Genomic DNA, 25332 nt, shown 5'->3' with positions numbered 1-25332 from the left:
ATGGCCGGCGGGCGAAAGGCGGTGATGATGCGCGGCGCGATGCTGCTGGCGGCCGCCGCCCTCTCGGCAACCGGCGCGCGTGCCGAGCCGGTCCACGACATCGTCTTTACCGGCGCGCGCGCGATCGATCCCGAAACGGGGCTCGATGCGATCCGCAACGTTGCGGTCGACGGCGATCGGATCGTCGCCGTAACCGCGGCCAGGCTCGAAGGGCGGCGGATGATCGACGCGCGCGGACTGGTTGCGGCGCCGGGTTTCATCGACCTCCACTCGCACGCAACGACGCGCGAGGCGGCCACCTATCAGGTCAGGGACGGGGTGACGACGCGGCTCGAGCTGGAGATCGGGACCTGGCCGGTGGCCGACTGGTATCAGGCGAAGCGTGGTCGCGAACTGCTGAACTATGGCACCAGCGTCGGGCATACGGCTGCCCGCTATTATCTCCAGAAGGGCGAAGGGGAGGCGGGCCTTGCTGCGCTGCGCGATCCGGCCGAAAAATTCGCGGCGCCCGAAGCCGACCGGCCGATCGCCGATGCCGCCTATCCGCGCCTCGCCCCGCTCCTCGAAAAGGGGCTTGAGGAAGGGGCGATCGGAATCGGCAGCGGCACGCAATATGCGCCGGGCATCACACATCGCGAACTGCTCGACGTCACGCGCGTTGCCGCGCAGAGCAAGAGCTGCCTCTTCACCCATATCCGCTTCGGCAGTCTCGTCGAGCCCGACAGCACGTTGGAAGCGGTGCAGGAAAATATCGCCAATGCAGCGATCACCGGTGCTTGCGTCCATATCGCACATATCAACAGCATGGCGATGTCGGAGGCGCCGGGGATGGTTGCGCTGATGCGCGACGCGCGCGGACGCGGCGTCGATATCTCGACCGAAACCTATCCATGGGGTGGATCGGTCGATGCGGTACGCAGCCATTTCTTCGATCCGGGGTGGGAAAAGCGCTGGGGCGTCGGCGTCGGCGATCTTCAGTCGCGCAGCACCGGCAAGCGGCTGACGCAGGCCGACTTCGACGCGTTGCGCGCGGGCAGCGGCGACGACGGCATCATCATGCATATGAACAGCGAGGCGACGATCGCCGCGCTGCTCGCCGACCCGACGGTGATCGTCGCGAGCGACGGCGGCCGGATCGAGGGGCCGAACGGCCACCCGCGTTCCGCCGGCACCTTTGCGCGCGTGCTCGGCCATTATGTGCGCGAGACGAAGGCGCTCGGGCTGAGCGAAGCGATCCGCAAGATGACGCTGGCACCGGCGCAGCGGTTGCAGTCCTTTGTGCCCGCGATGGCGCGCAAGGGACGGCTCCAGCCCGGAGCCGACGCCGACATCGTGCTGTTCGATCCCACCACGGTGGGCACCAGGGCGACCTATGGCGACGCTGCGCGGGCGTCGGAGGGTTTTCGCTATGTGATGGTCAATGGTGTGTTCGTGGTCGACGGGGGCGAACTGGTCGAGGGCGTCACGCCCGGGCGGCCGATACGATCGGAGATCGCACGATGAGCGACGTCATCGATATCGCACCGTCGGTTGCGGGTGTCCGCATCGACCTGCCGCAGCCCTATCTTCTCTTTCTCGGCGACGCCGACGACACCACCTATCTGAAGACCGGACAGGGCCTGATCGACTGGGCGCCGGGGCTCTGTGTCGCCGAATATAAATGCGACGGTGCCGCCGCCTCGCTCGGCCTGCCGGTCATGCGTCCGCGCGAGGCCTATGCGGCAGGGGCGCGGGCGCTGGTGCTTGCCGCAGCTTCGATCGGTGGCGCGATCCGGCCCGGTTGGATTCCCTGTCTGGTCGAGGCGCTCGAAGCGGGGCTCGATATCGTCAGCGGCGCGCATGATCGCCTCGCCGATGATCCGCGGCTGAAGCGCGTTGCTGAGGCCGAAGGGCGGCGGCTGATCGACGTCCGTTCGCCGCCGCCGGGGCTACCGATCGCGACCGGCCGCCGCCGCAGCGGCAAGCGGCTGCTCACCGTCGGCACCGACTGCGCGCTCGGCAAGAAATATACCGCGCTGGCGCTCACCGGGGCGTTCCGCATCCGCAGCCTCGCCGCCGATTTCCGGGCGACGGGCCAGACCGGGATCATGATCGCCGGGTCGGGCATCCCCATCGACGCGGTGGTGAGCGATTTCGTCGCCGGCGCGGCCGAGCTGCTCAGCCCCGACGCCGATCCCGCGCATTGGGACGTGATCGAGGGGCAGGGGTCGCTCTTTCACCCTTCCTATGCCGGCGTGTCGCTCGGCCTGCTTCATGGCTCGCAGCCCGATGTGCTTGTGCTATGCCATGCCCATGGGCGCGAGCGGATCGTCGGCCTGACGGGCTATCCGTTGCCGTCGATCGGCCGTGCGATCGAGGTGACGCTCGATCAGGCGCGGCTGACCAACCCGCGCGTGCGCTGTGCGGGGGTCTCGCTCAACACGGCGGGGCTGCGGGCAGAGGAGGCCGAAGCGGCGATGGCGGCACTGTCGAGCGAGTGGGGCATGCCCGTTGCCGACCCGATGCGGCCGGGGGCGGCGTTCGACCGGCTGGTGGATGCTTGTCTCGCATGATCCGTCTGCTCCCGTTTCTCGCCTCGATGCTCGGGCTGGCGAGTGCAGCTTTCGGCCAGACCGCGCTTTCGCAGCCGGCCCTCGACGATGTCCGCGCGATGGTCGAGGCGGCGCCGAGCGAATATGGGCTGGTGGTTGCGGTCACCGATCGCGAACGGATGCGGCTCGTCGCGACCCACGGCTATGCCGATATCGCCCGCAAACAGCCGGTGACGGCGGACACCCGCTTCGCGATCGGGTCGATCTCCAAATCCTTCACCGCGATCGGGCTGATGCAGATGGCCGACGAAGGGCGCTTCGACCCCGATGCGCCGGTCGCGCGCTATCTTCCCGATTTTCATCCGGCATCCAAATTCGCGCCGATCACCGGCCATTCGCTGCTCCGGCATACGTCGGGGCTGCCCAATTATCTGGCGCACGTCGCCTCGATGCGTTTCCTGATCAAGGCGCTCGACGGTTTCGAGCCGCGCTATGCCCCGGGCGCGCATTTCTGGTATTCGAACTCGGGATACCAGCTGCTCGGTTATGTCGCCGAGCGGATCGACGGCCAGCCCTTTCCGCTGATCCTGCAACGTCGGGTGCTGGGCCGGCTCGGGATGGCGGCGACGTCGCCGCAGATCGATGACCGGCTGCGCGGCCGGATCGCGACCAGCTATGCGCGAACCCCCGATGGCAAGTTCGCCGAAGCGCCGTGGTTCGACTATCTGTCGGCCGATGGCGCGGTGGTGTCCGATGCCGCCGACATGGGGGCCTATGCGCGGATGCTGCTGGCACGCGGCGATACGCCCGGCGGACGGCTGATCTCTGCGGCCGCCTTCAATCGCTTCGCGACCGCAGGGCTCGACGATTACGGCTATGGCGTCGACGTGCTGGAAGGGGGACGCGTGCTCGCTCACAGCGGGTCGATTGCGGGTTTTCAAGCTTATCTTTCGGCGCATGTGGCGGACGGCTTCGCCGTTGTCTTTCTCGGCAACGGGCCGATCGACAAGGCATTGCGCGACCGCATCGTCGCGCGGCTGGCGGGTAGCGAACCCCAGGCGCCGCAAGCGTCCGTCGCATGGCGGGACGCGAACAGCTTTGCGGGCAGCTTCGCAGGGGCAGGGGGACGCAAGCTTGCATTCCGGGCCGACGTGTCGGGCGGGCTCGGTCTCGTCGAAGGCGATAGGACCGTACCGCTCGACCGCCTTGGGAGGGAGGCCTGGGGGCTCTATCAGACCGCGACCGGCCCGCGCGCCTTCCTGTTCTTTCGCGATGCGGCCGGCGCGGTAACCGATGTGTCCGACAGCGCCGCGAGCTACGCGAGGCAAGGCACGCCGCCTGTCGAGGCGCCCGCCGCCGCGCTGCCGCTCGTCGGCCGCTATGCCGCGCATGGCGAGGAGGGGCCGAGCGTCCGCGTCTTCGCGCGCAAGGGCCGGTTGAGCTTCGCCTATGCCGACGCGGCTGTCGCTACCGAACTGGCCGAAGAGGCGCCGGGCCGTTTTCGCTTCGCCGAGCCGGCGCACGCGCCCGAATGGCTGGCCTTCGACACGATCATCGACGGACAGGCACAGCGGCTGATCTTCAGCGGGGTGCCGCTGTACCGGATCGATTTGCCGTGAGGCTGCTCGCCGCCGCCGGGCTCGCGCTTCTGGCGATGGCGCCGGCGCGGGCGGCGGACGATACCGCCTTCGTCGCATGGGCGCGGGCGAACGCCAGCCCGCTATCGCTTTGCACCGGTCTCGACGCCGCCGGCAGGGCCATCGGCGATGCGCCGGTCGTCGCGCTTGGCGAACCCGTGCACGGGGGGCACGAACCGCTCGCCTTTCGCAACTGCCTGTTCCGCTATCTGGTCGAGGAACGTAGTTTCACGGCAATCGCACTGGAAACGGGGCTCAGCGAATCGCGGGCGCTCGACAATTACGTCGCGGGCGGCGGGGGAACCGTGCGCGACGTGGCCCGGCAGGGCTTCACTTGGGGTTTCTGGCGCTTCCCCGAGAATATCGAGCTGCTGGACTGGATCCGTGCCTATAACGCCGATCCCCGGCATGGCCGGAAGATCCGCATCTATGGCATCGACATGAGCGGCGGCGAGGCGAGCGGCGAGTGGCGCAACGCGCGCCGGACGCTCGACGGCAGCATGGCGTTCCTTGCCCGCGCTGCGCCATCGGAATCCATGGGTCTTCGCGGGCGTCTCGCGTCGTTCGCGGGCCGGTTCAACCTGACCGGATACCGGGAACTGCCAGCGGGCGAGCGGGCGCGATTGCGATCGGCGATCGGTGAGCTTGGCGCTTTCTTCGATGCGCACCGCGCCGCGCTGATCGCCGCCGCGTCGCAGGCCGATTATGATTGGGCGCGGCAGAATGCGGTCGCGGCCCGGCAGCTTGAAACGCTGTTTGCGGTATCGGGCAGGCCCGATCCCGACGGCAATCTGTCGCCCGGCGACTATAAAAGCGACGCCGCGCGCGACGCCGCAATGGCCGCCAATGTTCGCTGGGTTATCGACCGCGAACGCGCGGGCGGCCGTGTCCTTGTCTTCGCGCACAACGGCCATGTCATGAATGGCCGAACCCGCGGCGGTATCTGGTCGGTCTATACGCGTGCGCCCGCCGCGATGGGGGAGCATCTCCGCGTCGCGCTGGGTCGGAAACTGGTGATTATCGGGACCAGCGGATCGGTTCGCGGCGTCGCCTCCGAGCGGAAGCCGGCAACGCTGGACGCCGCGCTGGCGAAGGTCGGCGCCGATCATTTCCTGCTCGATTTTCGGCAACCGGACGGTCCCGCCGCCCGATCCTGGCTGCGGCGGACGCAGTCGCTGCAGGTCAATTCCAGCACCGAAAACCTGATTGTTCCGGCAAGGGCGTTCGACGCGATGGTCTTCTTCGGGACGGTCAGCCCGGTTCAGCGCCTCGACGACGGGGGCTGACGCCGGTTTCGATCCGGCCGGTGAGGCGGGATGATGGCGGAGCGGGAGGGATTCGAACCCTCGATACGCTTTTGACGTATACTCACTTTCCAGGCGAGCGCCTTCGACCACTCGGCCACCGCTCCGCATGCACTGGAAGGCGCGCCCTAATCGCTCGGCGGGGGTTTCGCAAGTCGCATGGCCATGGCAGACAGCGACAATGAGATATCTGCTCCTGACGGTTGCTGCCGCGTCGCTTGCTGTCCCTGTGCTGGCGCAGGATGCTGCACCGCCGCCATCGCCCGGGGAGATTGCTGCGGCGGCCAAGCCCGACGAATGGGTCGCCATCGACGCAGCAGACCTGCTGGTGATGGACCTCGCTTCCGGCGCCGCCGGCAAGACACGCCGCGTCGTCATCCAGCTCATGCCTGCACCCTTCAGCCAAGGCTGGATTGGCAATATCCGCAAGCTGGCCACCGCGCATTGGTGGGACGGAACGAGCGTCAACCGCGTCCAGGACAATTATGTCGCGCAATGGGGCGATGCGACCGAGAAGAAGCCGCTCCCCTCTGGTCTGGCCGTGGTGCCCGAGAGCGAATATGTAAGCCATTTTCAGACCTTTGTGTCGGGTAATGAGGCTGATCCCAAGGCCTATTATAGATACCCCTTCGTTGAAATGATTTCGGCAGAGCTTACCGTTGCAAAGGATGGCAAGGGGAAGAGGCAAGACGGTTATGGCTATCAGACCGGCTTTTCCAAAGGCTGGCCCGTCGTCGGTGAATTGTCTGCTCGAGCAAAGGGCAAGTATCAGCCGGCTCTCTGGCCGGTCCATTGCTACGGCGCCGTCGGGGTCGGGCGCAACATGTCTCCCGACACCGGCAGCGGCGCCGAGCTTTACGCGGTCATCGGGCATGCGCCGCGCCACCTCGACCGCAATATTGCGCTGGTCGGCCGGGTGATCAGCGGCATCGAATATCTGTCGAGCCTGCCGCGCGGGACCGAGGCGCTGGGATTTTACGCCGAGGAGAAGGAGCGCGTGCCGATCGTATCGATCCGGATCGCCAGCGAATTGCCCGCGGCCGAACAACCGAAGTTCGAATATCTGTCGACCGAGAGCGAGAGCTTCGCGCGTTATGCCGATGCCCGCGCCAATCGCCGCGACCCCTTCTTCATTACGCCGGCGGGCGGCGCCGATATCTGCAATATCCCTGTGCCGGTGCGCGCGGTGACCGCCAAGTAGGGCAGGGTGGAGGATTTCACCGTCACGACGCCGCTCTGGCGCTGGCAGGCCGCGACGGCGCCCGCGGCGTGGTTCTTCGTGACCATATCGGGCGACGTTGCCGACGGCATACGCCTCGCCGCGATCGGCGGGCAATGGCTCGACGGGCGCAAGGGATTCGGCTCGGCGCGGGTCGAGGCGGCGATCGGCGATACGCGGTGGAAGACGTCGGTATTTCCGCATCGCGAGAGCGGCGGCTGGCTGCTGCCGGTCAAGGCGGCGGTGCGCAAGGCCGAGGGGCTGGCCGAGGGCGATATGGTGACCGTGACGGTCAGTCTTTAGGTTGCACCCGGTCGACGAGATCCATGAAATCGCGCGCCGAATCGCGCTCGGCCTCGTCCTTGAACGCAACGTCGAGGTCGGGCGCGGCGCCGAGCATATACATGAAGGTCCACAGCGCGAAGCGGCGGCCTTTGTTCGTTTCGAGCCCGAAATCGACCTGCATGCGTTCGGTGCCGGCCTCCAGCGCTTCGGGGCGCAGCGAGGCGAGGTCGGTGGTACCGAAATAGCGGCGCAATTGATCGTCGAAATCCATGCGCCTTCCTTGGCGTTCGGGCGCCGCTTGGCAAGATGGCAAAATTCGGCTGCCGCGCGGCGCACTCGGTTGTCATCGCGCGGGCGGCCCGGTAGGGCGGCGGCGTGAGCAGCAGCATCGAAATCGGGACCGACGGCACGGGCAGGGCGGTGCATATCGACGTCCACGAACTGCTGGCGACCCGCCTGCTCGTGCAGGGCAATTCGGGGTCGGGGAAATCGCATCTCCTCCGCCGCCTGCTCGAAGAAAGCGCCGGGCTGGTGCAGCAGGTGATCATCGATCCCGAGGGCGATTTCGTCACTCTGGCCGACGCCTACAACCATGTCGTGATCAACGCGGGCGACTATAACGAGCGCGAAATCGCGGCGATCGGCGCGCGCATCCGCGAACATCGCGCGTCGGTGATCCTCGCGCTCGACACGCTCGAGATCGAGGCGCAGATGACCTGTGCCGCTGCCTTCCTGAATGCGATGTTCGATGCGCCGCGGGCGCACTGGTTTCCGGCGCTGGTCGTCGTCGATGAGGCGCAGATGTTCGCACCGAGTGCTTCGGGCGATGTGTCCGATACGGTGCGCCGCGCCAGCCTCTCCGCGATGACCAACCTGATGTGCCGCGGTCGCAAGCGCGGGCTCGCGGGCGCGATCGCGACGCAGCGGCTGGCCAAGCTCGCCAAGAATGTCGCGGCAGAGGCCAGCAATTTCCTGATGGGGCGCACCTTCCTCGATATCGACATGGCGCGCGCCGCCGACCTGCTCGGCATGGAGCGGCGGCAGGCCGAGACGATCCGCGATCTCGAACGCGGGCATTTCCTCGGGCTCGGCCCCGCCATCTCGCGTCGCCCGGTATCGGTACGGATCGGTTCGACGCGGACCTCGACGCAGTCGGGAACGCACGAGTTGCTGCCGCTCCCGGCCGCCGAGACCGCCGAGATGCGGACGATGCTGTTCGCCGAGATGGAACTGGCCGCTGTCCCCGCGCCGGTTTTCGAGCCCGCACCGGTCGAGGCGGGCGAGCTGATGCGCCGGATCGCCGAACAGGAGGGCGAGGCGGACCCCGCACCGCCCGGCGACCTCGTCGAAGCGGTGCAGGATGCGGTCGACGCCGAAGCGATCGTGATCGCGACGCTGGAGGATATGCTCGCCGACCCCGATTGCGCCTTCCATCCCGAAGCCTTTCTGTATCAGGATTTCTCGGTGCGCTGCCGGATGCAGAAGATCGGGCGCGTGCCGCTCGACCTCGCGGCGTTTCGGCGCCGCTTCGCACTGGCCAAGGGCGGGGTGTTCGATCCCGCAGACCCGAAATGGCGCGCGCCCATTGAAGCATCGGCGCGGCTTCCCGACGACATGCTCGCGCCCTTTCTGCAGATCGCCCGCGCCGCGATGGAGGGCAGCGCCTGTCCCGACGACGACGCGCTCGGCCGCGCCTATGGCACGCGTTCGCCCGGCCGCATCCGCCGCCTTGTCGAATATATGGAAAAGCAGGGCGCAATCGTCGTGCGCTCGGATTTCGGCGGCCGGCGCTCGATCGGCATTCCCGAACTGGGGCTCAGCACCGAGGCGGAATAGCCGTCAGATATCCTCGGCGAGGCGTCCGTAGAGCTGCGGGCGGCGGTCGCGGAAAAAGCCCATGCCGGCGCGGTGCTTCGCGGCGCGATCGAGATCGATCGTTTCGACGAGCACGCCGGTTTCGCCGGCGCCGAATTCCTGCGTCAGGTCGCCCCATTCGTCGCTGATGAAACTGTGACCATAGAAATTCGCGTCGCCTTCGGTGCCGATGCGGTTCGCAGCGATCACCGGCATACAGTTCGACACCGCATGACCCTGCATCGCGCGGCGCCACATGCGGCTGGTGTCGAGGTCGGCGTCATAGGGTTCGGACCCGATCGCGGTCGGGTAAAAGAGCAGTTCGGCGCCCATCAGCGCCATCGCGCGCGCGCATTCGGGATACCATTGATCCCAGCAGACGCCGACGCCGATCCGCGTGCCGAACAGGTCCCAGACCTTGAAGCCGGTGTTGCCGGGCCGGAAATAATATTTCTCTTCATAGCCGGGGCCGTCGGGGATGTGGCTCTTGCGGTAAATACCCATGATCTCCCCATCGGGGCCGATCATCGCCAGCGTGTTGTAATAATGCGGCCCGTCCTTTTCGAAATAGCTCGTCGGGATCGCGACCTTCAGCTTCGCCGCGAGCGCCTGCATCGCGATGACGCTGGGGTGCTCGGTCGTCGGGCGTGCGCTGGCGAAGAGTTCTTCCTCCTCGACCTGACAGAAATAGGGACCCTCGAAAAGTTCGGGCGGCAGGATGACCTGCGCGCCCTTCGCGGCCGCCTGCTCGACGAGCGCGGTCACCGCGTCGATATTCGGTGCGACAGGACCGGGCAGGGGGAGCTGCAGCGCGGCGACGGTAATGGTGCGGGTCATATGGCGCCCCTATGCCGGAAGCTGCTGGCTCGAGCAATGGAAGCTGCCGCCGCCGGCGATGATGCCGCGCGCATCGACCCCGACGGCGCGGCGATCGGGGAAGAGCGCCGCGAGCGTATCGACCGCGGCCCGGTCGTTGGCGACGCCATAGGTCGGCACGACCACGACGCTGTTGCCGATATAGAAGTTCATATAGCTCGCCGCCGCGATCTCGCCGCCGACCATGACGCGGCCGGGCGAGGGGAGGTCGACGATCTCGACGCCGCCGAACGCCCTGGTCCGCGCGCGGGCGTCGGCATAGATATGCGCGTTCGGATCGTCATCGCCCGCCGCGACGGGCAACGCGAGCCGCCCTTCGCCGACGAAGCGCGCAAGATTGTCGACATGGCCGTCGGTGTGGTCGCCGGTGAGCCCGTTCCCGAGCCAGAGCAGCCGGTCGATGCCGAGCGACTGGTGGAGCCGAACCGATATGTCCTCACGCGTCAACGTCGGGTTGCGGTTCGTGTTGAGCAGGCATTCCTCAGTGGTGACGCAGAGGCCGGTGCCGTCGACGTCGATGCCGCCGCCTTCGAGCACCCAGTCCTGATCGTCGACCGGCAGGCCCGATCCGGCAGCGAGCGCCGCGCCGACTTCCTGATCCCCCGGCATGACGAATTTCTCGCCCCACCAGTTGAATTCGAAATTGCGCGCTCGCCGCGCCGCGCCTGTGCCGGCGATGATCGGCCCGGTGTCGCGCAACCAGATGTCGCCGAGCGGCTGGATCAGGATGCGGACGCCGGGATCGACCAGCGCGGTGGCGATATCGGCCTGCCGCGCATCGTTGACGACCAGCCGCACCTCCTCGCCGCGGCCGCCGTCATGGACGGCGTTGGCGAAGGCGGCGACGTCGCGGCGGCCCGCGTCGATCTGTCCCGACCATTCCTCGGCAAGGTGCGGAAAGCCGATCCACACCGCTTCGTGCGGCGCCCATTCGGCCGCCATCGACAACGTCATGGGCGCCCTCGCTTATTTCGCAGGCCGCGACTTGTCGCGGGCGGCACGGAATTCGTCGCCCTCGACCCAGTTCGGCCATGCATCGCTCATCGCCAGCATCCGGCCCGCGACATAATAGAGGCGAAGGTCGGCGAGCATGCCGTCCCAATTGGTGATCGCCTCATATTCGTCGCCGGGGGCGTGATAGCGGTTCTTCTCATAATCTTCCGAACCCTTCTTGCCCGCTTCGACACCGCCGGTGACGAGGTCCTCGCCGCTGCCGAAGTTGAACATCGGCACGCCGAGCTTGGCGAAGCTGAAATGGTCCGAACGATAGTAGAAGCCCTTTTCGGGGGTCGGCTCGTCCTTGATCACGCGCTTGTCGAGCTTGGCGAGCTTTTCGACATAGGCATCGAGTTCGGACTTGCCGCGGCCGACCACGACGATGTCCTTCGTCGGACCGACCGCATTGAGCGCGTCCATGTTGACCCCGCCGACGGTCTGGGCGAGCGGGAAGATCGGGTTTTCGGCATAATATTTCGATCCGAGCAGGCCCGATTCCTCGGCAGTGACGGCAAGGAACACGATGCTGCGGTCGGCGGCACCGGCCTTCTGATAGGCCTGCGCCAGGGTCACGAGGCCGGCGGTGCCGGTCGCATTGTCCACCGCGCCGTTGCAGATGTCATCGCCCGCAACCGGCTGGCAGCGACCGAGATGGTCCCAGTGCGCGGTGTAGAGAACATATTCGTCGGGGCGCTTGGTTCCCGGCAGCACCCCGATGACGTTGCGCGACATCTTCTTCGAAATCATATTGTCGAAGCTGAACGAGGCTTTGACGCCGGTCAGCGCGACGGGCTTGAAGCCCTTCACTTTCGCCGCATCGCGCAGCTTGTCGAAATCCTGGCCCGCGCTGGCGAAGAGTTCCTTCGCCTTGCCAAGCTGCATCCAGCCGTTGGCGACGGTTTCCTTGGCGCCGCCATCCTTGCTGTCGGCGAGATACTGGGTACCGGTGTTGCTCGATTCGACGACGTTCCAGCCATAAGCGGCGGGTTCGGTGTCGTGGACGATCAGCGCCGCCGCGGCGCCCTGCCGTGCCGCTTCCTCATATTTATAGGTCCAGCGGCCGTAATAGGTCATCGCGCGGCCGTTGAATTCGCCCTTGGCTTCCTTGGTCTGCCAGTCGGGGTCGTTGACGAGGATGACGACGGTCTTCCCCTTCACGTCGAGCCCCGCATAGTCGTTCCAGCCCTTTTCCGGGGCGTTGATGCCATAGCCGACGAAGACGACGTCGCTGTCCTTGATCTCGGTCTTCGGCTGGACGCGATAGCTGAAGCCGACATAGTCCTTCGCATATTGCAGCGTGACCGGGGTCTTGCCGCCGGTGAAGGAAAGCGGGGTCGCGTTCTTCGCGGTGATTTCGACCAGCGGCACGTCCTGCGTCCACTTGCCGTTGTTGCCGGGCTTCAGCCCCGCTTCCTCGAACTTCTTGATCAGATAGGCGACGGTCTTCTCTTCGCCCGCGGTACCTGGCGAGCGGCCTTCGAACGCGTCCGACGACAGTTCCTTCGTCACATCCTGCAACGTGGTCAGCGACAGGTCAGGCAGCGCGATATCGGGAATGACCGGAGCCGCGGCGGGGGTGTCGCCCTGTTTGCAGGCGGCGAGCATCGCGAGGCCTGCAAGCCCGGCGACCTTCAGGGTGGAAGAAATGCGCATATCGATCCTCTTTGTAATAATGTTACGGACCCTGCCAGACCCGGGCGGCGGGCGCAAGCGAGCAGGCAGCTATTTGGCCTTGCCTCCATCGCGGCCGGGCGGCAGATATGGCGCCAACAGGGGGAGTATCATGCTGAGAAACGGGTTTTTCCTTGGCGTGCTGGCGGCGCTGAGCGCGTTGCCGGCATCGGTGGCGGCGCAGGCCGACAACGCCACGCTTTACGGCATGCGCAACAGCATTGGCGACATCAGCATGTCGCCCGACGGGTCACAGCTTGCCTATATCCAGCCCGCGCGCGAACGCGGTCTGGTGCTGTTCGTCGCCAGTGCCGAGGGCGGGGAACCAAAACCGGTGTTCCAGTCCGACGGCGCGCCGTGGCATCTCGCCTGGTGCAGTTGGGCGTCGAACGTGCGGATCGTGTGCACGCTCTATGGCGTATACGACCCGGGCTATGGTTATGTCCTGCCGTTCACGCGGCTGGTGGCGGTGGGAACCGATGGCCGCAATATGAAGCAGCTCGGTCAGAACAGTCTTAACAGCGCCTATGGACTGCGGCAGTTCGATGGTCAGATCATCGCCTGGCCGGCGGCCGACGATGGGCAGGTCGTAATGACCCGCGAATATCGCCAGGAAGAGCAGACCAATACCCGGCTTGCGAGCGTGGCCGAGGGAGTCGGCGTCGATATGGTCGATACTGCTAGCCTGCGGGTCCGGCGTGTCGAGAATCCGCGCATCGACGCTTCGCGCTATCTGGCCGACGAGACGGGGGCGGTCCGCATCGTCGGGGTGCGCTCGACCGACGCGCAGGGGATGATGCGCGACCTGATGATCTACAGCTACCGCAAACCCGGATCGCGCGACTGGAAGCCGCTGTCGCGGGTGACGAGCGAGGGCGATGCCTTCGATCCCGAGGCGGTGAATGCCGAGCGAAATCTTGCTTATGGTTTCAAGAACAAGGACGGGCGCCGCGCTGCCTATGCCGTGACGCTTGGCGAAACCGCGCCCGAAACATTGCTGTTCGCGCACGACCGCGTCGATGTCGGCGAATTTATCCGGATCGGGCGGACGGGACGGGTGATCGGCGTGTCCTACACGACCGACAAACCCGAATATAAGCTGTTCGACGAGGAATATGCGGCGCTCGCCGCGAGATTGCAGAAGGCGCTGCCGGGTCTGCCGATCGTCAATTTCATCGATGCGAGCCGCGATGAAAGCCGGCTGCTGCTGTTCGCGGGCAGCGACACCGATCCCGGCCGCTACTATGTCTATGACAAGGCAAGCCGGAAGCTGGGAGAGGTTGCGCTGGCGCGCCCGGACCTCGAAGGAAGGCCGCAGGCCGAGGTCAAGCCGGTCAGCTATCCGGCCGCCGACGGTACGTCCATTCCCGCCTATCTGACCCTGCCGCCGGGGAGCGACGGCCGCAAGCTGCCGGCGATCGTGATGCCGCACGGCGGCCCCTCGGCGCGCGACGAATGGGGTTTCGACTGGCTGGCGCAATATTATGCGGCGCAGGGCTATGCCGTCATCCAGCCCAATTTTCGCGGATCGGCGGGCTATGGCGACGACTGGTACGTCGAAAACGGCTTCAGGAGCTGGCGGGTCGCGGTGGGCGACGTCAACGACGCGGGGCGCTGGCTGGTGAAGGAAGGGATTGCCGACCCGGCGAAGCTTGCCGTCGTCGGCTGGTCCTATGGCGGCTATGCGGCTTTGCAGTCCGCCGCGCTCGATCCCGACCTGTTCAAGGCGACGGTCGCCATCGCCCCGGTGACCGACCTCAAGGCACTCGTCGGCAAGGCACGGAATTTCACCAATGCGCGGCTGGTCAGCGACTTCATCGGGACCGGGCCGCATCTGGTCGAGGGGTCGCCCGTGCAGCAGGTGGCGAAGATGAAGGCGCCGGTGCTGATGTTCAGCGGCGACCAGGATCTGAACGTCGATATCTCGCAGGCGCGGTCGATGGAAGCGGCGCTGAAGGCGGCGGGCAAACCGGTCGAGATGGTCACCTACCCCGGGCTCGATCACCAGCTTTACGATTCGTCGGCGCGCGCCGACATGCTGCGGCGCTCCGACATGTTCCTGAAGAAAACGCTGGGCCTGCCGTAAACGCAGCCCCCAACGAAAAAGGGGCGGCCCGTACAGGCCGCCCCTTTGCGTTCGATATCGAAGGAAATCCGATCAGCGCGAATAGAATTCGACGACCAGATTCGGTTCCATCTTCACCGGATAGGGCACTTCGTCGAGCGTCGGGACGCGGACGAAGGTTGCCTTGGTGCCGTCGATGGCGAGATATTCGGGCAGGTCGCGCTCGGGCAGGCTCTGTGCTTCGGCGACCAGCGCCATTTCCTGCGCCTTCTTGCCGAGGGTGACTTCGTCGCCCGGCTTCACGAGGCGGCTGGCGATGTTGCACTTCACGCCGTTGACATAGACGTGGCCGTGGCTGACGAGCTGGCGCGCCGAGAAGATCGTCGGGGTGAACTTCGAGCGATAGACGACCGCGTCGAGGCGGCGCTCGAGCAGGCCGATCAGGTTCTGGCCGGTGTCGCCCTTCATGCGCGATGCTTCGAAATAGTTCTTCTTGAACTGCTTCTCGGTGATGTCGCCGTAGTAGCCCTTCAGCTTCTGCTTGGCGCGGAGCTGGATGCCGAAGTCCGACATCTTGCCCTTGCGGCGCTGGCCGTGCTGGCCGGGGCCATATTCGCGGCGGTTGACCGGGCTCTTCGGGCGACCCCAGATGTTTTCGCCCATCCGGCGGTCGAGTTTATACTTGGCGCTCTGGCGCTTCGACATATGTCGTCTCCAATTTGCTGTGTGCCGAAGGATTTCGGCGGTTCCCGGGTCGCACCATATGGGCTGAGCCATATGCGACCGCCGCTTCACCGGGGTGCGGGGTCCATTGCGAAGGCGCGCGACTAGACGGCGACCGGCGTAAAGTCAAGCCTTACAGCCGCGGCTCGACACAGCGGAAAAAGCCGCTAAAGGCAGCGGCCATGACGTCCGCCAAACTTCCCGAACAGTGCGAAACGATGACCGAAGTCCGTGCCGGAGTCGACCAGGTTGACCGCGAACTTGTCGCGCTGCTCGTCCGCCGTTTCGGCTATATGGATGCGGCCGCCCGGATCAAGCCCGACCGCGAGGCGGTCCGCGACGAGGTCCGCAAGGCCGAGGTGCTCGACAATGTCGCGCGCGCGGCCGAGGCTGCGGGGCTCGAGCCCGACCGGATGCGCGCGGTGTGGAACGAGCTGGTCGAACAGTCGATCGCCTATGAATTCGACCGCTGGGATCGCGAACGGGCCTAATCCGCGGTTCGTGCCGATTTGCGTGCTTTACCCAGTGTCGTAACGATGCCGTGCATCATCCTGATATCGTTATAGGACCAGCCGGTCTTGGTCAGCATGGTTCGCAGCGTCCGCAGCGTCGCCTCGGTGCGGTCGGCGGGGAAGAAATAACCCGTCTTGTCGAGGTCGCGGATGAAATGCTGGATCAGCTGCTCCATCTCGCCATGATCCGCCGGTGGGTCGAGCGGGACTTCGGGCGGGCTGGCCAGCGCGACGCCCTTCGACCATTCATAGGCGAGCAGGATCACCGCCTGCGCCAGGTTGAGCGACCCGAATTCGGGATTGATCGGCACCGTGACGATGCTGTGCGCGAGCGCGACGTCGTCGGTTTCGAGGCCCGACCGCTCCGGACCGAAGATATAGGCCGATCGCCCGGCGGTCGCATGGACCTGTTTCGCCGCTGCTTCGGGGGTGAGCACCGGCTTGGTGACCCCGCGTTTGCGCACCGTAGTGGCATAGATATGGGTGCAATCGGCAACCGCCTCGGCGACGCTGTCGAAAACCTGCGCCCCGGCCAGCACGATATCGGCGCCCGACGCGGCCGGCCCGGCATCGGGATTCGGCCAGCCGTCGCGCGGCGCGACGAGCCGCAGCTCGGTCAGCCCGAAATTGAGCATCGCGCGCGCCGCCTTGCCGATATTTTCGCCGAGCTGCGGACGGACGAGAACGATGACGGGAGGCGGGGCGGCGCTCAACTCTTCTTCGCCGCTTCGGCGACGCTCGACGCGAATTCCTCGAAATCCCTCGCTTCGGTGAAGTCGCGATAGACGCTGGCGAAACGGATATAGGCGACATTGTCGAAGCCCTTCAGCGCTTCCATCACCATCGCGCCGATTTGCGCCGCCTGCACCTCGCTCTCGCCCGACGTCTCGAGCTGGCGCTGGATCCCCGACACCAGCCGTTCGATCCGCGCGCCGTCGATCGGGCGCTTGCGGCACGCGATCTGGACGCTGCGCATCAGTTTCTCGCGATCGAAGGGTTCGCGGCTGCCGCCCGCCTTCAGGACCGCGACCTCGCGCAGCTGGATACGTTCGAAGGTGGTAAAGCGCGCGCCGCAATCCTCGCACTGGCGGCGGCGGCGAATCGCGGCGCCGTCCTCGGTCGGACGGCTGTCCTTCACCTGGCTGTCTTCATGGCCGCAATAGGGACAGCGCATTGCTTAGCGTTTCACCCGCGAATAGAGCGCGATTGCGGCGCCCGCGAACAGCCCGACCGGCCACGAAACGACAGGCAGCAGAACCCCCGCGACCGCACCAATCGCGCCGCCGGTCAGCACCGGGCGCGTCGAGGGATGCTTGATCCCCTCCTTACCCATCGCCTTGACCTCTTCGATCGTCAGTTCGACCAGCGTCGGTTCCTCGGGGTGCTGCCGCGCCATCGCCTTATCCCTGATAGATGGGGAAGCGCTCGCACAGCGCGCGGACGCGCTTGCGGACATCGGCCTCGACATCGGCGTCGCCATGCTCGCCCTTGTCGCGCAGCGCTTCGAGCACGTCGGCAACCATGTCGCCGATTTCCTCGAACTCGGCGACACCGAAGCCGCGCGTCGTGCCCGCGGGCGAGCCGACGCGGATGCCGCTCGTCTTGACCGGCGGCAGCGGATCGAAGGGGATGCCGTTCTTGTTGCAGGTGATCGCGCTGCGTTCGAGCGCCTCGTCGGCGTCGCGGCCGGTGACGCCGAGCGGGCGGAGGTCGATCAGCGCCAGATGCGTATCGGTGCCGCCCGCGACGACGTCGGCACCGCGTGCTTTCAGCCGGCCAGCGAGCGCCTGCGCGTTGGCGACGGTCGCCTTCGCATAATCCTTGAATTCCGGGCGCAGCGCTTCGCCGAACGCCACGGCTTTCGCTGCGATGACGTGCATCAGCGGGCCGCCCTGCAGACCGGGGAAGACCGCAGAATTGATGCGCTTCGCGATCGCTTCGTCATTGGTCAGGATCATGCCGCCACGCGGGCCGCGCAGCGTCTTGTGCGTCGTCGTGGTCACGACATGCGCATGCGGCAGCGGTGAGGGGTGCGCGCCGCCGGCGACGAGGCCGGCGAAATGCGCCATGTCGACCATCAGCAGCGCGCCGACATCGTCGGCGATCTGGCGGAAGCGCGCGAAGTCGAGCGTGCGCGGGTAGGCCGAGCCGCCCGCGATGATGAGCGAGGGACGATGCTCCTTAGCCAGCGCCTCGACCTGGTCGAAGTCGACCAGATGATCCTCAGGGCGCACGCCGTACTGGATCGCGTTGAACCATTTGCCCGACATCGCGGGCGCTGCGCCATGGGTCAGGTGGCCGCCGGCGTCGAGGCTCATGCCGAGGATCGTCGCGCCGGGCTTGGTGAGCGCCAGCATGACCGCGCCGTTGGCTTGCGCGCCCGAGTGCGGCTGGACGTTCACATAGCCGCAGTCGAAAAGCTGCTTGGCGCGGTCGATCGCGAGCTGTTCGACCTCGTCCGACGGCGCGCAGCCCTGATAATAGCGGCGGCCGGGATAACCCTCGGCATATTTGTTGGTGAAGACGCTGCCCTGCGCCTCGAGTACCGCCTTCGAAACGATGTTCTCCGACGCGATCAGTTCGATCTGATGCTGTTCGCGTTCGAGTTCATGCTTCATCGCTGCCGCGACGGCGGGATCGGTCGCGCCGACGCCTTCCGAGAAGAAACCGGCCGAACGGATGGGCTTGTCGAGCGTGTCTGTGGTCATCGGCTGGTCTCCAGTTGGGCGAGGTTGGCGGGCGGATTGGAAAGCTTGTCGACGCGGCGCGCGTGGCGGTCGCCGGCGAAGTCGGTCGAGAGGAAGGCGTCGAGACAGGCTTTTGCCATGTCGATGCCGGTCAGGCGCGCGCCCATCGCGATGACATTGGCGTCATTATGCTCGCGCGACAGCTTCGCCGACAGCGGCTCGGAAACGAGCGCGCAGCGCGCCGCGGGGTTGCGGTTGACCGAGATCGAGATGCCGATTCCGGAGCCGCAAAGCGCAACGCCGCGCTCGGCGCGGCCGTCGGCGATCGCTTCGGCGAGGCGGTAGCCATAATCGGGATAGTCGACGCTGTCGGGACCGTTCGTCCCGAGATCCTCGACCTCGTGCCCCTGTTCGCGAAGCCAGTCGGCGAGCAGGGCTTTCAGCTCCCAGGCGGCATGGTCAGAGGCTATGGCAAGGCGCATCGGCGCGGCTCCCGCTGGAGGAAGGGAATCGATGAGCGCCCTTTAGGCGAAGCCGCGTGCATTGGCCATAAGCGAGGTGGCAAATTTGTGACGCCGTCGATAAAGCGGCTCTATGTCCGACACCATCATGTCCGTGCTGATGCTTACCGGGGTCGTCATGACTGGTGGCGCCGTCTATGTCTTTCGGGGGGGCGACCGGCGCCGTGCGCTGCTGATGCTCGTCGCAGCGCTGGTGATGTTTGCCAATGTCGCGATCTGGCTGGTGCCGGTGAAGGGCGCGCCGGCTAGCACTGCCGCTGAATGAGCGACGATTGCGCACACCGGCGGGTTGGGCGATATTGCCCCGATTGCGGCAAGGATTTGCAACCCCAACCGATCGACCGCCGTACCGTGATGAGCGAACTCGCCGAAAACTGGTGGGAAAAGGGCGTCCTTCACACACTGATCGGGCTGTTCCGCCAGCCCGGGGTGCTGATCCGCCGCTATATCGAAAGCGACCGCGACATATTGGTCAAGGCGGTGCCCTATATCGCGGTTGCGCTCGCCCTGAATTACGCACTGCGCGCGCGCTTTCTGCCGGGCAGCACGACGACCGAGCTGTCGATCATCGAGACGCTGCAGCAGGAGCCGCTGGTCATCCCGCTGCTCTCGGCGCTGATTTCGGCGCTGGTGCTGCACTTCGTCTTCTATCGCGGCGGGTCAGCCGGGCTGTTCGGTACGATGGTGATGCGGCTCTATGTCCTCGCGCAGGCGACCCTGCTCGTCGTCGCGGTCGATCTGGCGATGCAATTGTTCATGACCGACCGCAGCATCGGGCGCAATCTGACGCGCCTCGCCATCGGGCTCGGTTTCACCATCTTCGCCGTCCGCCAATATTATGCCGGCGAAGGACGCGGCGGGTGGATCCGCGCGATCGCCGCGATCCTCTGCGGCGAACTCGCGCTGATCCTGTTCGTCTATATGCCCGCCGCGATGATCGAGCAGGCGGGCCTGCTCGATTAGCGTCGGTCAGCGGATCGGCGAATCGGGAGCGAGCCGCATATCCAGATAGTTATCGAGCGACTTCATCAACTGGTCGAGCTCATGCTCGAAGAAGTGGTTCGCGCGCGGGATCTCGTCGTGATGGATCGTGATGCCCTTTTGCGTGCGCAGCTTGTCGACCAGCTTTTGCACCGCGCCCGGCGGCACGATCTCGTCCTGCCCGCCGGCAACGATGATACCCGACGAGGGGCAGGGGGCGAGGAAGCTGAAATCGTACATGTTCGCCGGCGGCGCGACCGACAGGAAGCCGCGGATTTCGGGACGGCGCATCAAAAGCTGCATGCCGATCCACGCGCCGAAGCTGAAGCCCGCGATCCACGTCGTTTGCGCCTCGGGGTGGATCGACTGCACCCAGTCGAGCGCCGAAGCCGCGTCGGAGAGCTCGCCGATGCCGTTGTCGAACGTGCCCTGGCTGCGGCCGACGCCGCGGAAGTTGAAGCGCAGAACCGCGAAACCGCGTGCGACGAAGCTCTTGTACATCGCCTGCGTGATGCGGTCGTTCATCGTGCCACCGCCCTGCGGGTGCGGGTGGAGGATCAGCGCCACCGGCGCGCGCGGGCGCGGCGGGGGCGAGAAACGGCCTTCGATGCGGCCCTCGGGGCCGGGGAAAATGACGTCGGGCATGGGTGCACCTTCTATGTCTTTTGGGCTTGCCAGTGATTCGCCGGAGCGGCGGGGTGGCGGAGCGAGGATGGCGCCTATATAGAAAATAGGTCTCAACATGCAACTTTTGCGAATCGTTCGCAATAAGGACTCTCGCAGCGAATGATTTACCTCGACTATCAAGCCACTACGCCGCTCGCTCCCGAGGCGCGCGAGGCGATGCTGCGCTGGCTTGCGGGCCCGGGGGACGGAGTCGGCTTCGCCAACCCGTCGAGCACGCACAAGGCCGGCCGCGCCGCCGCCGCCGCGGTCGAGGTCGCGCGCGATCAGGTCGTGGCGCTGCTGCCGCAGGGCGGGCGCGTCTTCTTCACCTCGGGCGCGACCGAAGCGCTCAACTGGGCGCTGTTCAGCGGCGCCAAGGCGAAACCCGGAGGCGTCGCGGGGCTCAGCATCGAACATGCGGCGTCGCTGCAATGTCTCGAACGGCTGAGCGCCCGAATCCTCCCCGTCGACGGAGCGGGGCTGGCATTGCCCGTCGATGATGCGTTGATTCCCGAAAACGGCATCGTCGCGACGATGCTCGTCAACAATGAGGTCGGGACGATCCAGCCGGTCGCCGATTTCGCCGCCGCCGCGCACGCGAAAAACAGCCTGCTGCTTTGCGACGCAGTGCAGGGCTATGGCCGTGTCGCGATCCCGGAGGAAGCCGACCTGATCGCGGTCTCCGCACACAAGATCCACGGGCCCAAGGGAATCGGCGCGCTGTGGGTGCGCGACGGGATCGATCTCGAACCGCTGATGTTCGGCGGCGCGCAGGAACAGGGGATGCGCTCGGGCACCGTCTCGCCCGCGCTCTGCGCCGGTTTCGGCGCCGCCGCGGCGCTGGCTGCCGAGCGCTTCGACAGGGATGCCGCGCATGTCGAACGTCTCTGGTCGCTCGCGCTCGACATGCTCCCCGAATGGACGATCAACGGCGATGCAGAGCGCCGCTATCATGGCAACCTCAATGTCAGGCGCGAGGGCGTGAACGGCCTGCGGCTGATGTCCGACGCGCGCAATGTCGCCTTTTCGCTCGGCAGCGCGTGCGGCAGCGGGTCGGGCAAGGTCAGTCATGTGCTGCGCGCGATGGGCGTCAGCGAAACCGACGCGCGCGCCTCGATCCGCCTCGGCTGGGGACGCTATACGTCGGAGCAGGACCTGCGCGACGGCCTGACCGCGATCAGGGAAGCTGCGCGTCTTCAGGGGGTGAACTGATGCGCGTCACTTTCATCCATGCCGACGGCAAGCAGCGCACCGAGGCCGAAGCCGAGCCCGGCTCGATCCTGCTCGACGTCGCGCAGGCGCATCTGATGCCGCTGGAAGGCACCTGCGAAGGCCAGATGGCCTGTTCGACCTGCCATGTCATCGTCGCCAAAGAGGATTTCGACCGGCTGCCCGAAGCGAGCGAGATGGAAGAGGATATGCTCGACCTCGCCGCCGGGGTGCGGCGCACGAGCCGGCTGGCCTGCCAGATCGTGCTGACCGACGAACTTGACGGGCTGACGGTCCATATCCCGGCCGAAAGCCGCAATATGCAGGGACCGCGCTGATGCGGATGCTGCTCGCTGCCGTTCTGCTCGCGACCTCGGCCTGCGCCGCCGTGCCCGGAGAGCCGACCGGCGATTCGGTGATCCAGGCCAAGGCGATCCGCGATCTCGAAGTGCGCAGCGGCGGCCGGCTCGGCATCGCGGTCGTCGATGCGCGCGGCAAGCTGGTTTCCGCCGACCGCGGCCACGAACGCTTCGCGATGTGCTCGACCTTCAAGCTGCTGCTTGCCGGACAGGTGCTCGAACGCGCAGCGAAAGGCGTTTCGCTGCGGACGCCGCTCGCCTTTACCCGCGCCGATCTGGTGTCGTGGTCGCCGGGAACCGAGAAACTGGTCGGCCCCGACGGGCGCGGCGAGCAGCAGCTCGGTATGGCGGCGCGCGACGCCGTTGTGCTCAGCGACAACAGCGCCGCGAACCTGATCCTGAAGCAGATGGGCGGGCCCGAGGCTTTTACCGCCGCGCTGCGCCGGACGGGCGACAGCGTCACCCGGCTCGACCGGATCGAGCCCGAACTCAACGAAAATGCACCGGGCGACGAACGCGATACCACGACGCCGATCGCAATGGCGACCAGCGCCGCTGGCTATGTTTTCGGCAACCGGCTGGACGCGGGGCATCGCCAGCAGCTCCGCGGCTGGATGATCGAAAGCGAAACCGGCCTCAAGCGTATCCGTGCCGGATTGCCGCAAGGCTGGACGGCGGGCGACAAGACGGGAACCTGCGGCACGGCCTATAACGACGTCGCCTTTGTCGAGGCGCCGGACGGGCGCAAATATGTCATCGCGATCTACCTCGACCGGCCGGCGGTGACGGGGGACGACGCCAGCGCGGTGATTGCCGAGGCGACGCGCCTGACGGTGGAGACGATCGAAATTACCGGCTGACCGCCATCCGCAGACGTGAACGGGCCTTTGGCAGGCACGCCTTGCAATTCGCCGTCTTCCCCGCCATATGCGCCGCGGGAGTCGGGCGGACGCAGTCTTCGCCAACCCGGTCAGGTCCGGAAGGAAGCAGCCGCAACGAATTCGCTGCGGGTCGTTCCGGCTCCCACCCATTTCACCCTTCGACAAGACCGCGGCGCGCCCCTAAGACGGGGCCATGGATGATTCCGCCGACGACGATACCCCGATGCTGGGAATGGACCTGCCCGAGGTGACGCCGCAGCCATCGAGCGGCCCCTACCGCGTTCTCGCCCGCAAATATCGCCCGCAAACCTTTGCCGAGCTGATCGGCCAGGATGCGATGGTCAAAACGCTGGGCAACGCGATCGCGCGCGACCGGCTGGCGCATGCCTTCCTGATGACCGGGGTGCGCGGGGTCGGCAAGACGTCGACCGCGCGCCTGATCGCCAAGGCGCTCAACTGCATCGGACCCGACGGGCAGGGCGGGCCGACGATCGATCCGTGCGGGGTCTGCGAGCCGTGCCGCGCGATCACCGAAGGCCGCCATATCGACGTGATCGAGATGGACGCCGCGTCGAACACCGGCGTCGACGACGTACGCGAGATTATCGAGGCGGTGCGCTACGCCGCAGTCTCGGCGCGCTACAAGATCTATATCATCGACGAAGTGCACATGTTGTCGCGTAACGCCTTCAACGCGCTTCTGAAAACGCTCGAAGAGCCGCCGCCGCACGTCAAATTCCTGTTCGCGACCACCGAAGTGAACAAGGTACCGGTGACGGTGCTGTCTCGCTGCCAGCGGTTCGACCTTCGTCGCATCACCCCCGACATGCTCTTCGCGCATTTCAGCGCGATTTTGCAGAAGGAAGGCGTCGAGGCCGAGGCGCCCGCGATCTGGCTGATCGCCAATGCCGCCGAGGGGTCGGTACGCGACGGGCTGTCAATCCTCGATCAGGCCATCGCCCATGCCGATCTTGACGGCGGCGGCAAGATCGGCGCCGATCAGGTGCGCGCGATGCTCGGCCTGTCGGACCGCACCGCGATCACCCAATTGATGGCGACGATCCTCGGCGGCGACAGCGGCGGCGCGATCGACCTTGCCCGCGCTCAATATGCACTGGGCATCGAACCGGTGGCGATGGTGCGCGGGCTCATGGACCTGACGCATGCGATCACGCTTGCCAAGGTGTCGCGCCACGACGATCCCGCGCTGGCCGCCGGTGATCGCGAGCGCATCGTGGATTGGGCGCAAAAACTCGGGTTCGCGCCGCTCAACCGCCTCTGGCAGCTCCTCCTCAAGGGGCATGACGAGGTGCTCCGCGCGAACAACCCGCTCGAACATCTCGAAATGCTGCTGCTCCGCGTGATCTATGCGGCGTCGATGCCCGATCCGGGCGAGCTTGCGAAGTTGCTCGAATCGGGAAATCTGCCGACGATGCCGCTGGCACCGCCGGCCCCGGGATCGGCGCATGACGGGCCGTCCGATAGCGCCGCAGTCCCTATCGATGCGGACGCAGGTACCGAACCGCCGCCAACAGCACTGACCGTGGCGCAAATCCATCAACTGCTCGAAGCGACAGGAAGTCATAGGCTTGCGGTGCAAGTTTATGACCATTTGCGAATTATCGAGCTGGAACCCGGCAATATCGTTTTCGCCGCCGTTCCCGCGCTGGGCGGATCGTTTGCCCGCGACCTCGGCGACACGCTGCTGACCCAAACCGGAAGCCGCTGGCACGTCCGCCCCGGCGAGGGCGAGGCGCGGCCAAGTCTCGGTGAAGTCCGCGCGGCACGCGTTGCCGACAATGGCGAACGGATTCGCGAATTGCCGGTCGTCAAGGCCGCCCTGGCCGCTTTTCCCGATGCGAAGCTTGTCGAAGACGACGACAGTCGCCATAAGTCCCAGCTATGAAATCGATCGAAGAGATGATGAAGGCGGCGCAGGAAGCCGCCGCCACCGTTCAGGCCCAGATGCAGGAGGCGCAGGCCAAGCTTGATGCCCTTGAGGTCGAAGGCGTGTCGGGCGGCGGGCTGGTGCGCATCCGGGCGAGCGCTAAGGGGCGGATCAAGGCGATCGCCATCGACGACAGCCTGATCGTCCCTGCCGACAAGCAGATGCTCGAGGATTTGCTCGCTGCGGCGTTCAACGATGCGCGCGAAAAGGCAGATCAGGTCAGCAACGAGGAAATGGGCAAGATGACCAGCGGCCTGCCGTTGCCGCCGGGGTTCAAGCTGCCCTTCTGAGCCGCATCGCGCCGTGGTCATTCACCGCAGCGACATTGAATGCGGCGCAACTTACGCCATATTAGCCGGGAACATCCTATAACAGGGGTGGCGCGTCGATTCCGGACGCCCGCCCAG

At 66.2% G+C, this 25332-nt stretch carries 27 protein-coding genes, 1 tRNA gene and 1 other RNA gene; 17 read left to right on the top strand and 12 right to left on the bottom strand.

Annotated features, from left to right (window positions below):
- From V6U71_RS11505 to V6U71_RS11490, 4 genes are read left to right on the top strand one after another with little or no spacing between them, the layout of a single operon-like run.
- Entirely contained in the window at positions 1 to 1503 is a 1503-nt protein-coding gene (locus V6U71_RS11505) for an amidohydrolase family protein (protein ID WP_411338598.1), read from the top strand.
- Positions 1500 to 2552 carry a DUF1611 domain-containing protein gene (locus V6U71_RS11500; RefSeq protein ID WP_411338597.1) on the top strand — a complete coding sequence of 351 codons (1053 nt, stop codon included), beginning with the start codon at positions 1500 to 1502 and terminating at the stop codon, positions 2550 to 2552. Before V6U71_RS11505 ends, V6U71_RS11500 begins: the two co-directional genes overlap by 4 nt.
- The gene (locus tag V6U71_RS11495) at positions 2549 to 4150 is read left to right on the top strand and encodes a serine hydrolase domain-containing protein (RefSeq protein ID WP_411338596.1); all 1602 of its coding nucleotides are present in this window, start codon (positions 2549 to 2551) and stop codon (positions 4148 to 4150) included. Before V6U71_RS11500 ends, V6U71_RS11495 begins: the two co-directional genes overlap by 4 nt.
- Positions 4147 to 5454: an erythromycin esterase family protein gene (locus V6U71_RS11490; protein ID WP_411338594.1), complete on the top strand. Its 1308-nt coding sequence runs from the start codon at positions 4147 to 4149 to the stop codon at positions 5452 to 5454. The genes V6U71_RS11495 and V6U71_RS11490 overlap by 4 nt, the downstream gene beginning before the upstream one ends.
- A 34-nt stretch (positions 5455 to 5488) precedes the next feature.
- Here V6U71_RS11490 and V6U71_RS11485 read toward each other — a convergent pair.
- Positions 5489 to 5579, bottom strand: a tRNA-Ser gene (locus V6U71_RS11485).
- Between the two features lie 74 nt (positions 5580 to 5653).
- On the opposite strand from V6U71_RS11485, the gene V6U71_RS11480 reads away from it, so the two are divergent.
- Both V6U71_RS11480 and V6U71_RS11475 read left to right on the top strand, forming a co-directional pair.
- On the top strand, positions 5654 to 6673 hold the full coding sequence (locus V6U71_RS11480; protein WP_411338593.1) for a peptidylprolyl isomerase: 1020 nt from the start codon (positions 5654 to 5656) through the stop codon (positions 6671 to 6673).
- Between the two features lie 6 nt (positions 6674 to 6679).
- Positions 6680 to 6994, top strand: coding sequence for a DUF1905 domain-containing protein (locus V6U71_RS11475; RefSeq protein WP_054588073.1), 315 nt, complete (start codon positions 6680 to 6682; stop codon positions 6992 to 6994).
- Here the strand turns inward: V6U71_RS11475 and V6U71_RS11470 are convergent.
- Positions 6984 to 7247 carry a hypothetical protein gene (locus V6U71_RS11470; protein WP_054727653.1) on the bottom strand — a complete coding sequence of 88 codons (264 nt, stop codon included), beginning with the start codon at positions 7245 to 7247 and terminating at the stop codon, positions 6984 to 6986. The two genes, V6U71_RS11475 and V6U71_RS11470, sit on opposite strands and share 11 nt — an antisense overlap.
- A 104-nt stretch (positions 7248 to 7351) precedes the next feature.
- Between V6U71_RS11470 and V6U71_RS11465 the strand changes: the two genes are divergently transcribed.
- Positions 7352 to 8812 (top strand): helicase HerA domain-containing protein, encoded by a 1461-nt coding sequence (locus V6U71_RS11465; protein WP_411338592.1) that lies wholly within the window; start codon positions 7352 to 7354, stop codon positions 8810 to 8812.
- 3 nt (positions 8813 to 8815) lie between these two features.
- Here V6U71_RS11465 and aguB read toward each other — a convergent pair whose 3' ends face one another.
- From aguB to V6U71_RS11450, 3 genes are read right to left on the bottom strand one after another with little or no spacing between them, the layout of a single operon-like run.
- Positions 8816 to 9667 carry an N-carbamoylputrescine amidase gene (aguB, locus tag V6U71_RS11460; RefSeq protein ID WP_411338591.1) on the bottom strand — a complete coding sequence of 284 codons (852 nt, stop codon included), beginning with the start codon at positions 9665 to 9667 and terminating at the stop codon, positions 8816 to 8818.
- 9 nt (positions 9668 to 9676) lie between these two features.
- Entirely contained in the window at positions 9677 to 10660 is a 984-nt protein-coding gene (locus V6U71_RS11455; protein WP_411338590.1) for an agmatine deiminase family protein, read from the bottom strand.
- A 12-nt stretch (positions 10661 to 10672) separates the two neighbouring features.
- Positions 10673 to 12355, bottom strand: coding sequence for a M28 family metallopeptidase (locus tag V6U71_RS11450; RefSeq protein WP_411338589.1), 1683 nt, complete (start codon positions 12353 to 12355; stop codon positions 10673 to 10675).
- A 130-nt stretch (positions 12356 to 12485) separates the two neighbouring features.
- Here V6U71_RS11450 and V6U71_RS11445 point away from each other — a divergent pair, with 130 nt between their 5' ends.
- On the top strand, positions 12486 to 14459 hold the full coding sequence (locus tag V6U71_RS11445) for an alpha/beta fold hydrolase (protein ID WP_411338588.1): 1974 nt from the start codon (positions 12486 to 12488) through the stop codon (positions 14457 to 14459).
- Positions 14460 to 14531: 72 nt separating this feature from the next.
- Here the strand turns inward: V6U71_RS11445 and rpsD are convergent, their stop codons facing one another.
- Positions 14532 to 15143 (bottom strand): 30S ribosomal protein S4, encoded by a 612-nt coding sequence (rpsD, locus tag V6U71_RS11440; protein ID WP_037557879.1) that lies wholly within the window; start codon positions 15141 to 15143, stop codon positions 14532 to 14534.
- A gap of 200 nt (positions 15144 to 15343) precedes the next feature.
- Here rpsD and V6U71_RS11435 point away from each other — a divergent pair, with 200 nt between their 5' ends.
- The gene (locus V6U71_RS11435) at positions 15344 to 15652 is read left to right on the top strand and encodes a chorismate mutase (protein WP_411338587.1); all 309 of its coding nucleotides are present in this window, start codon (positions 15344 to 15346) and stop codon (positions 15650 to 15652) included.
- On the opposite strand, the gene V6U71_RS11430 is transcribed toward V6U71_RS11435, so the two are convergent.
- Genes V6U71_RS11430 through rpiB form a run of 5 tightly spaced genes read right to left on the bottom strand, consistent with a single transcriptional unit; the run spans position 15649 to position 18842 of the window.
- Positions 15649 to 16386 carry an RNA methyltransferase gene (locus tag V6U71_RS11430; RefSeq protein ID WP_411338586.1) on the bottom strand — a complete coding sequence of 246 codons (738 nt, stop codon included), beginning with the start codon at positions 16384 to 16386 and terminating at the stop codon, positions 15649 to 15651. The genes V6U71_RS11435 and V6U71_RS11430 overlap by 4 nt on opposite strands.
- The gene (gene nrdR / locus V6U71_RS11425; RefSeq protein ID WP_054588065.1) at positions 16383 to 16847 is read right to left on the bottom strand and encodes a transcriptional regulator NrdR; all 465 of its coding nucleotides are present in this window, start codon (positions 16845 to 16847) and stop codon (positions 16383 to 16385) included. Before nrdR ends, V6U71_RS11430 begins: the two co-directional genes overlap by 4 nt.
- 3 nt (positions 16848 to 16850) lie before the next feature.
- Positions 16851 to 17069, bottom strand: a complete 219-nt coding sequence (locus V6U71_RS11420) for a hypothetical protein (protein WP_411338585.1) — start codon at positions 17067 to 17069, stop codon at positions 16851 to 16853.
- 4 nt (positions 17070 to 17073) lie between these two features.
- Positions 17074 to 18381 carry a serine hydroxymethyltransferase gene (glyA, locus tag V6U71_RS11415; RefSeq protein ID WP_411338584.1) on the bottom strand — a complete coding sequence of 436 codons (1308 nt, stop codon included), beginning with the start codon at positions 18379 to 18381 and terminating at the stop codon, positions 17074 to 17076.
- On the bottom strand, positions 18378 to 18842 hold the full coding sequence (rpiB, locus tag V6U71_RS11410; RefSeq protein WP_411338583.1) for a ribose 5-phosphate isomerase B: 465 nt from the start codon (positions 18840 to 18842) through the stop codon (positions 18378 to 18380). The genes glyA and rpiB overlap by 4 nt, the downstream gene beginning before the upstream one ends.
- A 112-nt stretch (positions 18843 to 18954) precedes the next feature.
- On the opposite strand from rpiB, the gene V6U71_RS11405 reads away from it, so the two are divergent.
- Together V6U71_RS11405 and V6U71_RS11400 are read left to right on the top strand one after the other, a co-directional pair.
- The gene (locus tag V6U71_RS11405; protein ID WP_411338582.1) at positions 18955 to 19146 is read left to right on the top strand and encodes a hypothetical protein; all 192 of its coding nucleotides are present in this window, start codon (positions 18955 to 18957) and stop codon (positions 19144 to 19146) included.
- A 56-nt stretch (positions 19147 to 19202) separates the two neighbouring features.
- Complete coding sequence (locus tag V6U71_RS11400) at positions 19203 to 19844, top strand: hypothetical protein (protein WP_411338581.1); 642 nt, start codon at positions 19203 to 19205, stop codon at positions 19842 to 19844.
- Positions 19845 to 19850: 6 nt separating this feature from the next.
- Here the strand turns inward: V6U71_RS11400 and V6U71_RS11395 are convergent, their stop codons facing one another.
- Positions 19851 to 20507, bottom strand: a complete 657-nt coding sequence (locus tag V6U71_RS11395) for an alpha/beta hydrolase (protein WP_054588059.1) — start codon at positions 20505 to 20507, stop codon at positions 19851 to 19853.
- 141 nt (positions 20508 to 20648) lie between these two features.
- On the opposite strand from V6U71_RS11395, the gene V6U71_RS11390 reads away from it, so the two are divergent.
- The 6 genes from V6U71_RS11390 to V6U71_RS11365 all read left to right on the top strand — a co-directional run bounded on the left by V6U71_RS11390 (position 20649) and on the right by V6U71_RS11365 (position 25215).
- Positions 20649 to 21740, top strand: a complete 1092-nt coding sequence (locus V6U71_RS11390; RefSeq protein WP_411338580.1) for a cysteine desulfurase family protein — start codon at positions 20649 to 20651, stop codon at positions 21738 to 21740.
- Positions 21737 to 22075 carry a 2Fe-2S iron-sulfur cluster-binding protein gene (locus tag V6U71_RS11385; RefSeq protein WP_411342349.1) on the top strand — a complete coding sequence of 113 codons (339 nt, stop codon included), beginning with the start codon at positions 21737 to 21739 and terminating at the stop codon, positions 22073 to 22075. The genes V6U71_RS11390 and V6U71_RS11385 overlap by 4 nt, the downstream gene beginning before the upstream one ends.
- Positions 22075 to 22956 (top strand): class A beta-lactamase, encoded by an 882-nt coding sequence (gene bla, locus V6U71_RS11380; RefSeq protein WP_411338579.1) that lies wholly within the window; start codon positions 22075 to 22077, stop codon positions 22954 to 22956. Before V6U71_RS11385 ends, bla begins: the two co-directional genes overlap by 1 nt.
- A gap of 73 nt (positions 22957 to 23029) precedes the next feature.
- Positions 23030 to 23127: signal recognition particle sRNA small type (gene ffs, locus V6U71_RS11375), an RNA gene on the top strand.
- A 43-nt stretch (positions 23128 to 23170) separates the two neighbouring features.
- Positions 23171 to 24883 carry a DNA polymerase III subunit gamma/tau gene (locus tag V6U71_RS11370; protein WP_411338578.1) on the top strand — a complete coding sequence of 571 codons (1713 nt, stop codon included), beginning with the start codon at positions 23171 to 23173 and terminating at the stop codon, positions 24881 to 24883.
- Positions 24880 to 25215, top strand: coding sequence for a YbaB/EbfC family nucleoid-associated protein (locus V6U71_RS11365; RefSeq protein WP_054588055.1), 336 nt, complete (start codon positions 24880 to 24882; stop codon positions 25213 to 25215). Before V6U71_RS11370 ends, V6U71_RS11365 begins: the two co-directional genes overlap by 4 nt.
- Positions 25216 to 25332 lie beyond the last annotated feature (117 nt).

The sequence above is a fragment of the Sphingopyxis sp. J-6 genome, from assembly GCF_046603995.1.
GTDB lineage: Bacteria > Pseudomonadota > Alphaproteobacteria > Sphingomonadales > Sphingomonadaceae > Sphingopyxis.
Note: the sequence above shows the minus strand (reverse complement) of the source record. Positions and strands in the feature narration are given on the sequence as shown.

Bases quoted from the DNA above. Each gene is read 5' to 3' on its own strand.
- V6U71_RS11505 (WP_411338598.1), top strand. From the start codon at position 1: ATGGCCGGCGGGCGAAAGGCGGTGATGATGCGCGGCGCGATGCTGCTG.
- V6U71_RS11500 (WP_411338597.1), top strand. From the start codon at position 1,500: ATGAGCGACGTCATCGATATCGCACCGTCGGTTGCGGGTGTCCGCATC.
- V6U71_RS11495 (WP_411338596.1), top strand. From the start codon at position 2,549: ATGATCCGTCTGCTCCCGTTTCTCGCCTCGATGCTCGGGCTGGCGAGT.
- V6U71_RS11480 (WP_411338593.1), top strand. From the start codon at position 5,654: ATGAGATATCTGCTCCTGACGGTTGCTGCCGCGTCGCTTGCTGTCCCT.
- V6U71_RS11470 (WP_054727653.1), bottom strand. From the start codon at position 7,247: ATGGATTTCGACGATCAATTGCGCCGCTATTTCGGTACCACCGACCTC.
- aguB (WP_411338591.1), bottom strand. From the start codon at position 9,667: ATGACCCGCACCATTACCGTCGCCGCGCTGCAGCTCCCCCTGCCCGGT.
- V6U71_RS11455 (WP_411338590.1), bottom strand. From the start codon at position 10,660: ATGACGTTGTCGATGGCGGCCGAATGGGCGCCGCACGAAGCGGTGTGG.
- V6U71_RS11450 (WP_411338589.1), bottom strand. From the start codon at position 12,355: ATGCGCATTTCTTCCACCCTGAAGGTCGCCGGGCTTGCAGGCCTCGCG.
- V6U71_RS11445 (WP_411338588.1), top strand. From the start codon at position 12,486: ATGCTGAGAAACGGGTTTTTCCTTGGCGTGCTGGCGGCGCTGAGCGCG.
- rpsD (WP_037557879.1), bottom strand. From the start codon at position 15,143: ATGTCGAAGCGCCAGAGCGCCAAGTATAAACTCGACCGCCGGATGGGC.
- V6U71_RS11435 (WP_411338587.1), top strand. From the start codon at position 15,344: ATGACGTCCGCCAAACTTCCCGAACAGTGCGAAACGATGACCGAAGTC.
- nrdR (WP_054588065.1), bottom strand. From the start codon at position 16,847: ATGCGCTGTCCCTATTGCGGCCATGAAGACAGCCAGGTGAAGGACAGC.
- V6U71_RS11420 (WP_411338585.1), bottom strand. From the start codon at position 17,069: ATGGCGCGGCAGCACCCCGAGGAACCGACGCTGGTCGAACTGACGATC.
- glyA (WP_411338584.1), bottom strand. From the start codon at position 18,381: ATGACCACAGACACGCTCGACAAGCCCATCCGTTCGGCCGGTTTCTTC.
- rpiB (WP_411338583.1), bottom strand. From the start codon at position 18,842: ATGCGCCTTGCCATAGCCTCTGACCATGCCGCCTGGGAGCTGAAAGCC.
- V6U71_RS11405 (WP_411338582.1), top strand. From the start codon at position 18,955: ATGTCCGACACCATCATGTCCGTGCTGATGCTTACCGGGGTCGTCATG.
- V6U71_RS11395 (WP_054588059.1), bottom strand. From the start codon at position 20,507: ATGCCCGACGTCATTTTCCCCGGCCCCGAGGGCCGCATCGAAGGCCGT.
- V6U71_RS11390 (WP_411338580.1), top strand. From the start codon at position 20,649: ATGATTTACCTCGACTATCAAGCCACTACGCCGCTCGCTCCCGAGGCG.
- bla (WP_411338579.1), top strand. From the start codon at position 22,075: ATGCGGATGCTGCTCGCTGCCGTTCTGCTCGCGACCTCGGCCTGCGCC.
- V6U71_RS11370 (WP_411338578.1), top strand. From the start codon at position 23,171: ATGGATGATTCCGCCGACGACGATACCCCGATGCTGGGAATGGACCTG.
- V6U71_RS11365 (WP_054588055.1), top strand. From the start codon at position 24,880: ATGAAATCGATCGAAGAGATGATGAAGGCGGCGCAGGAAGCCGCCGCC.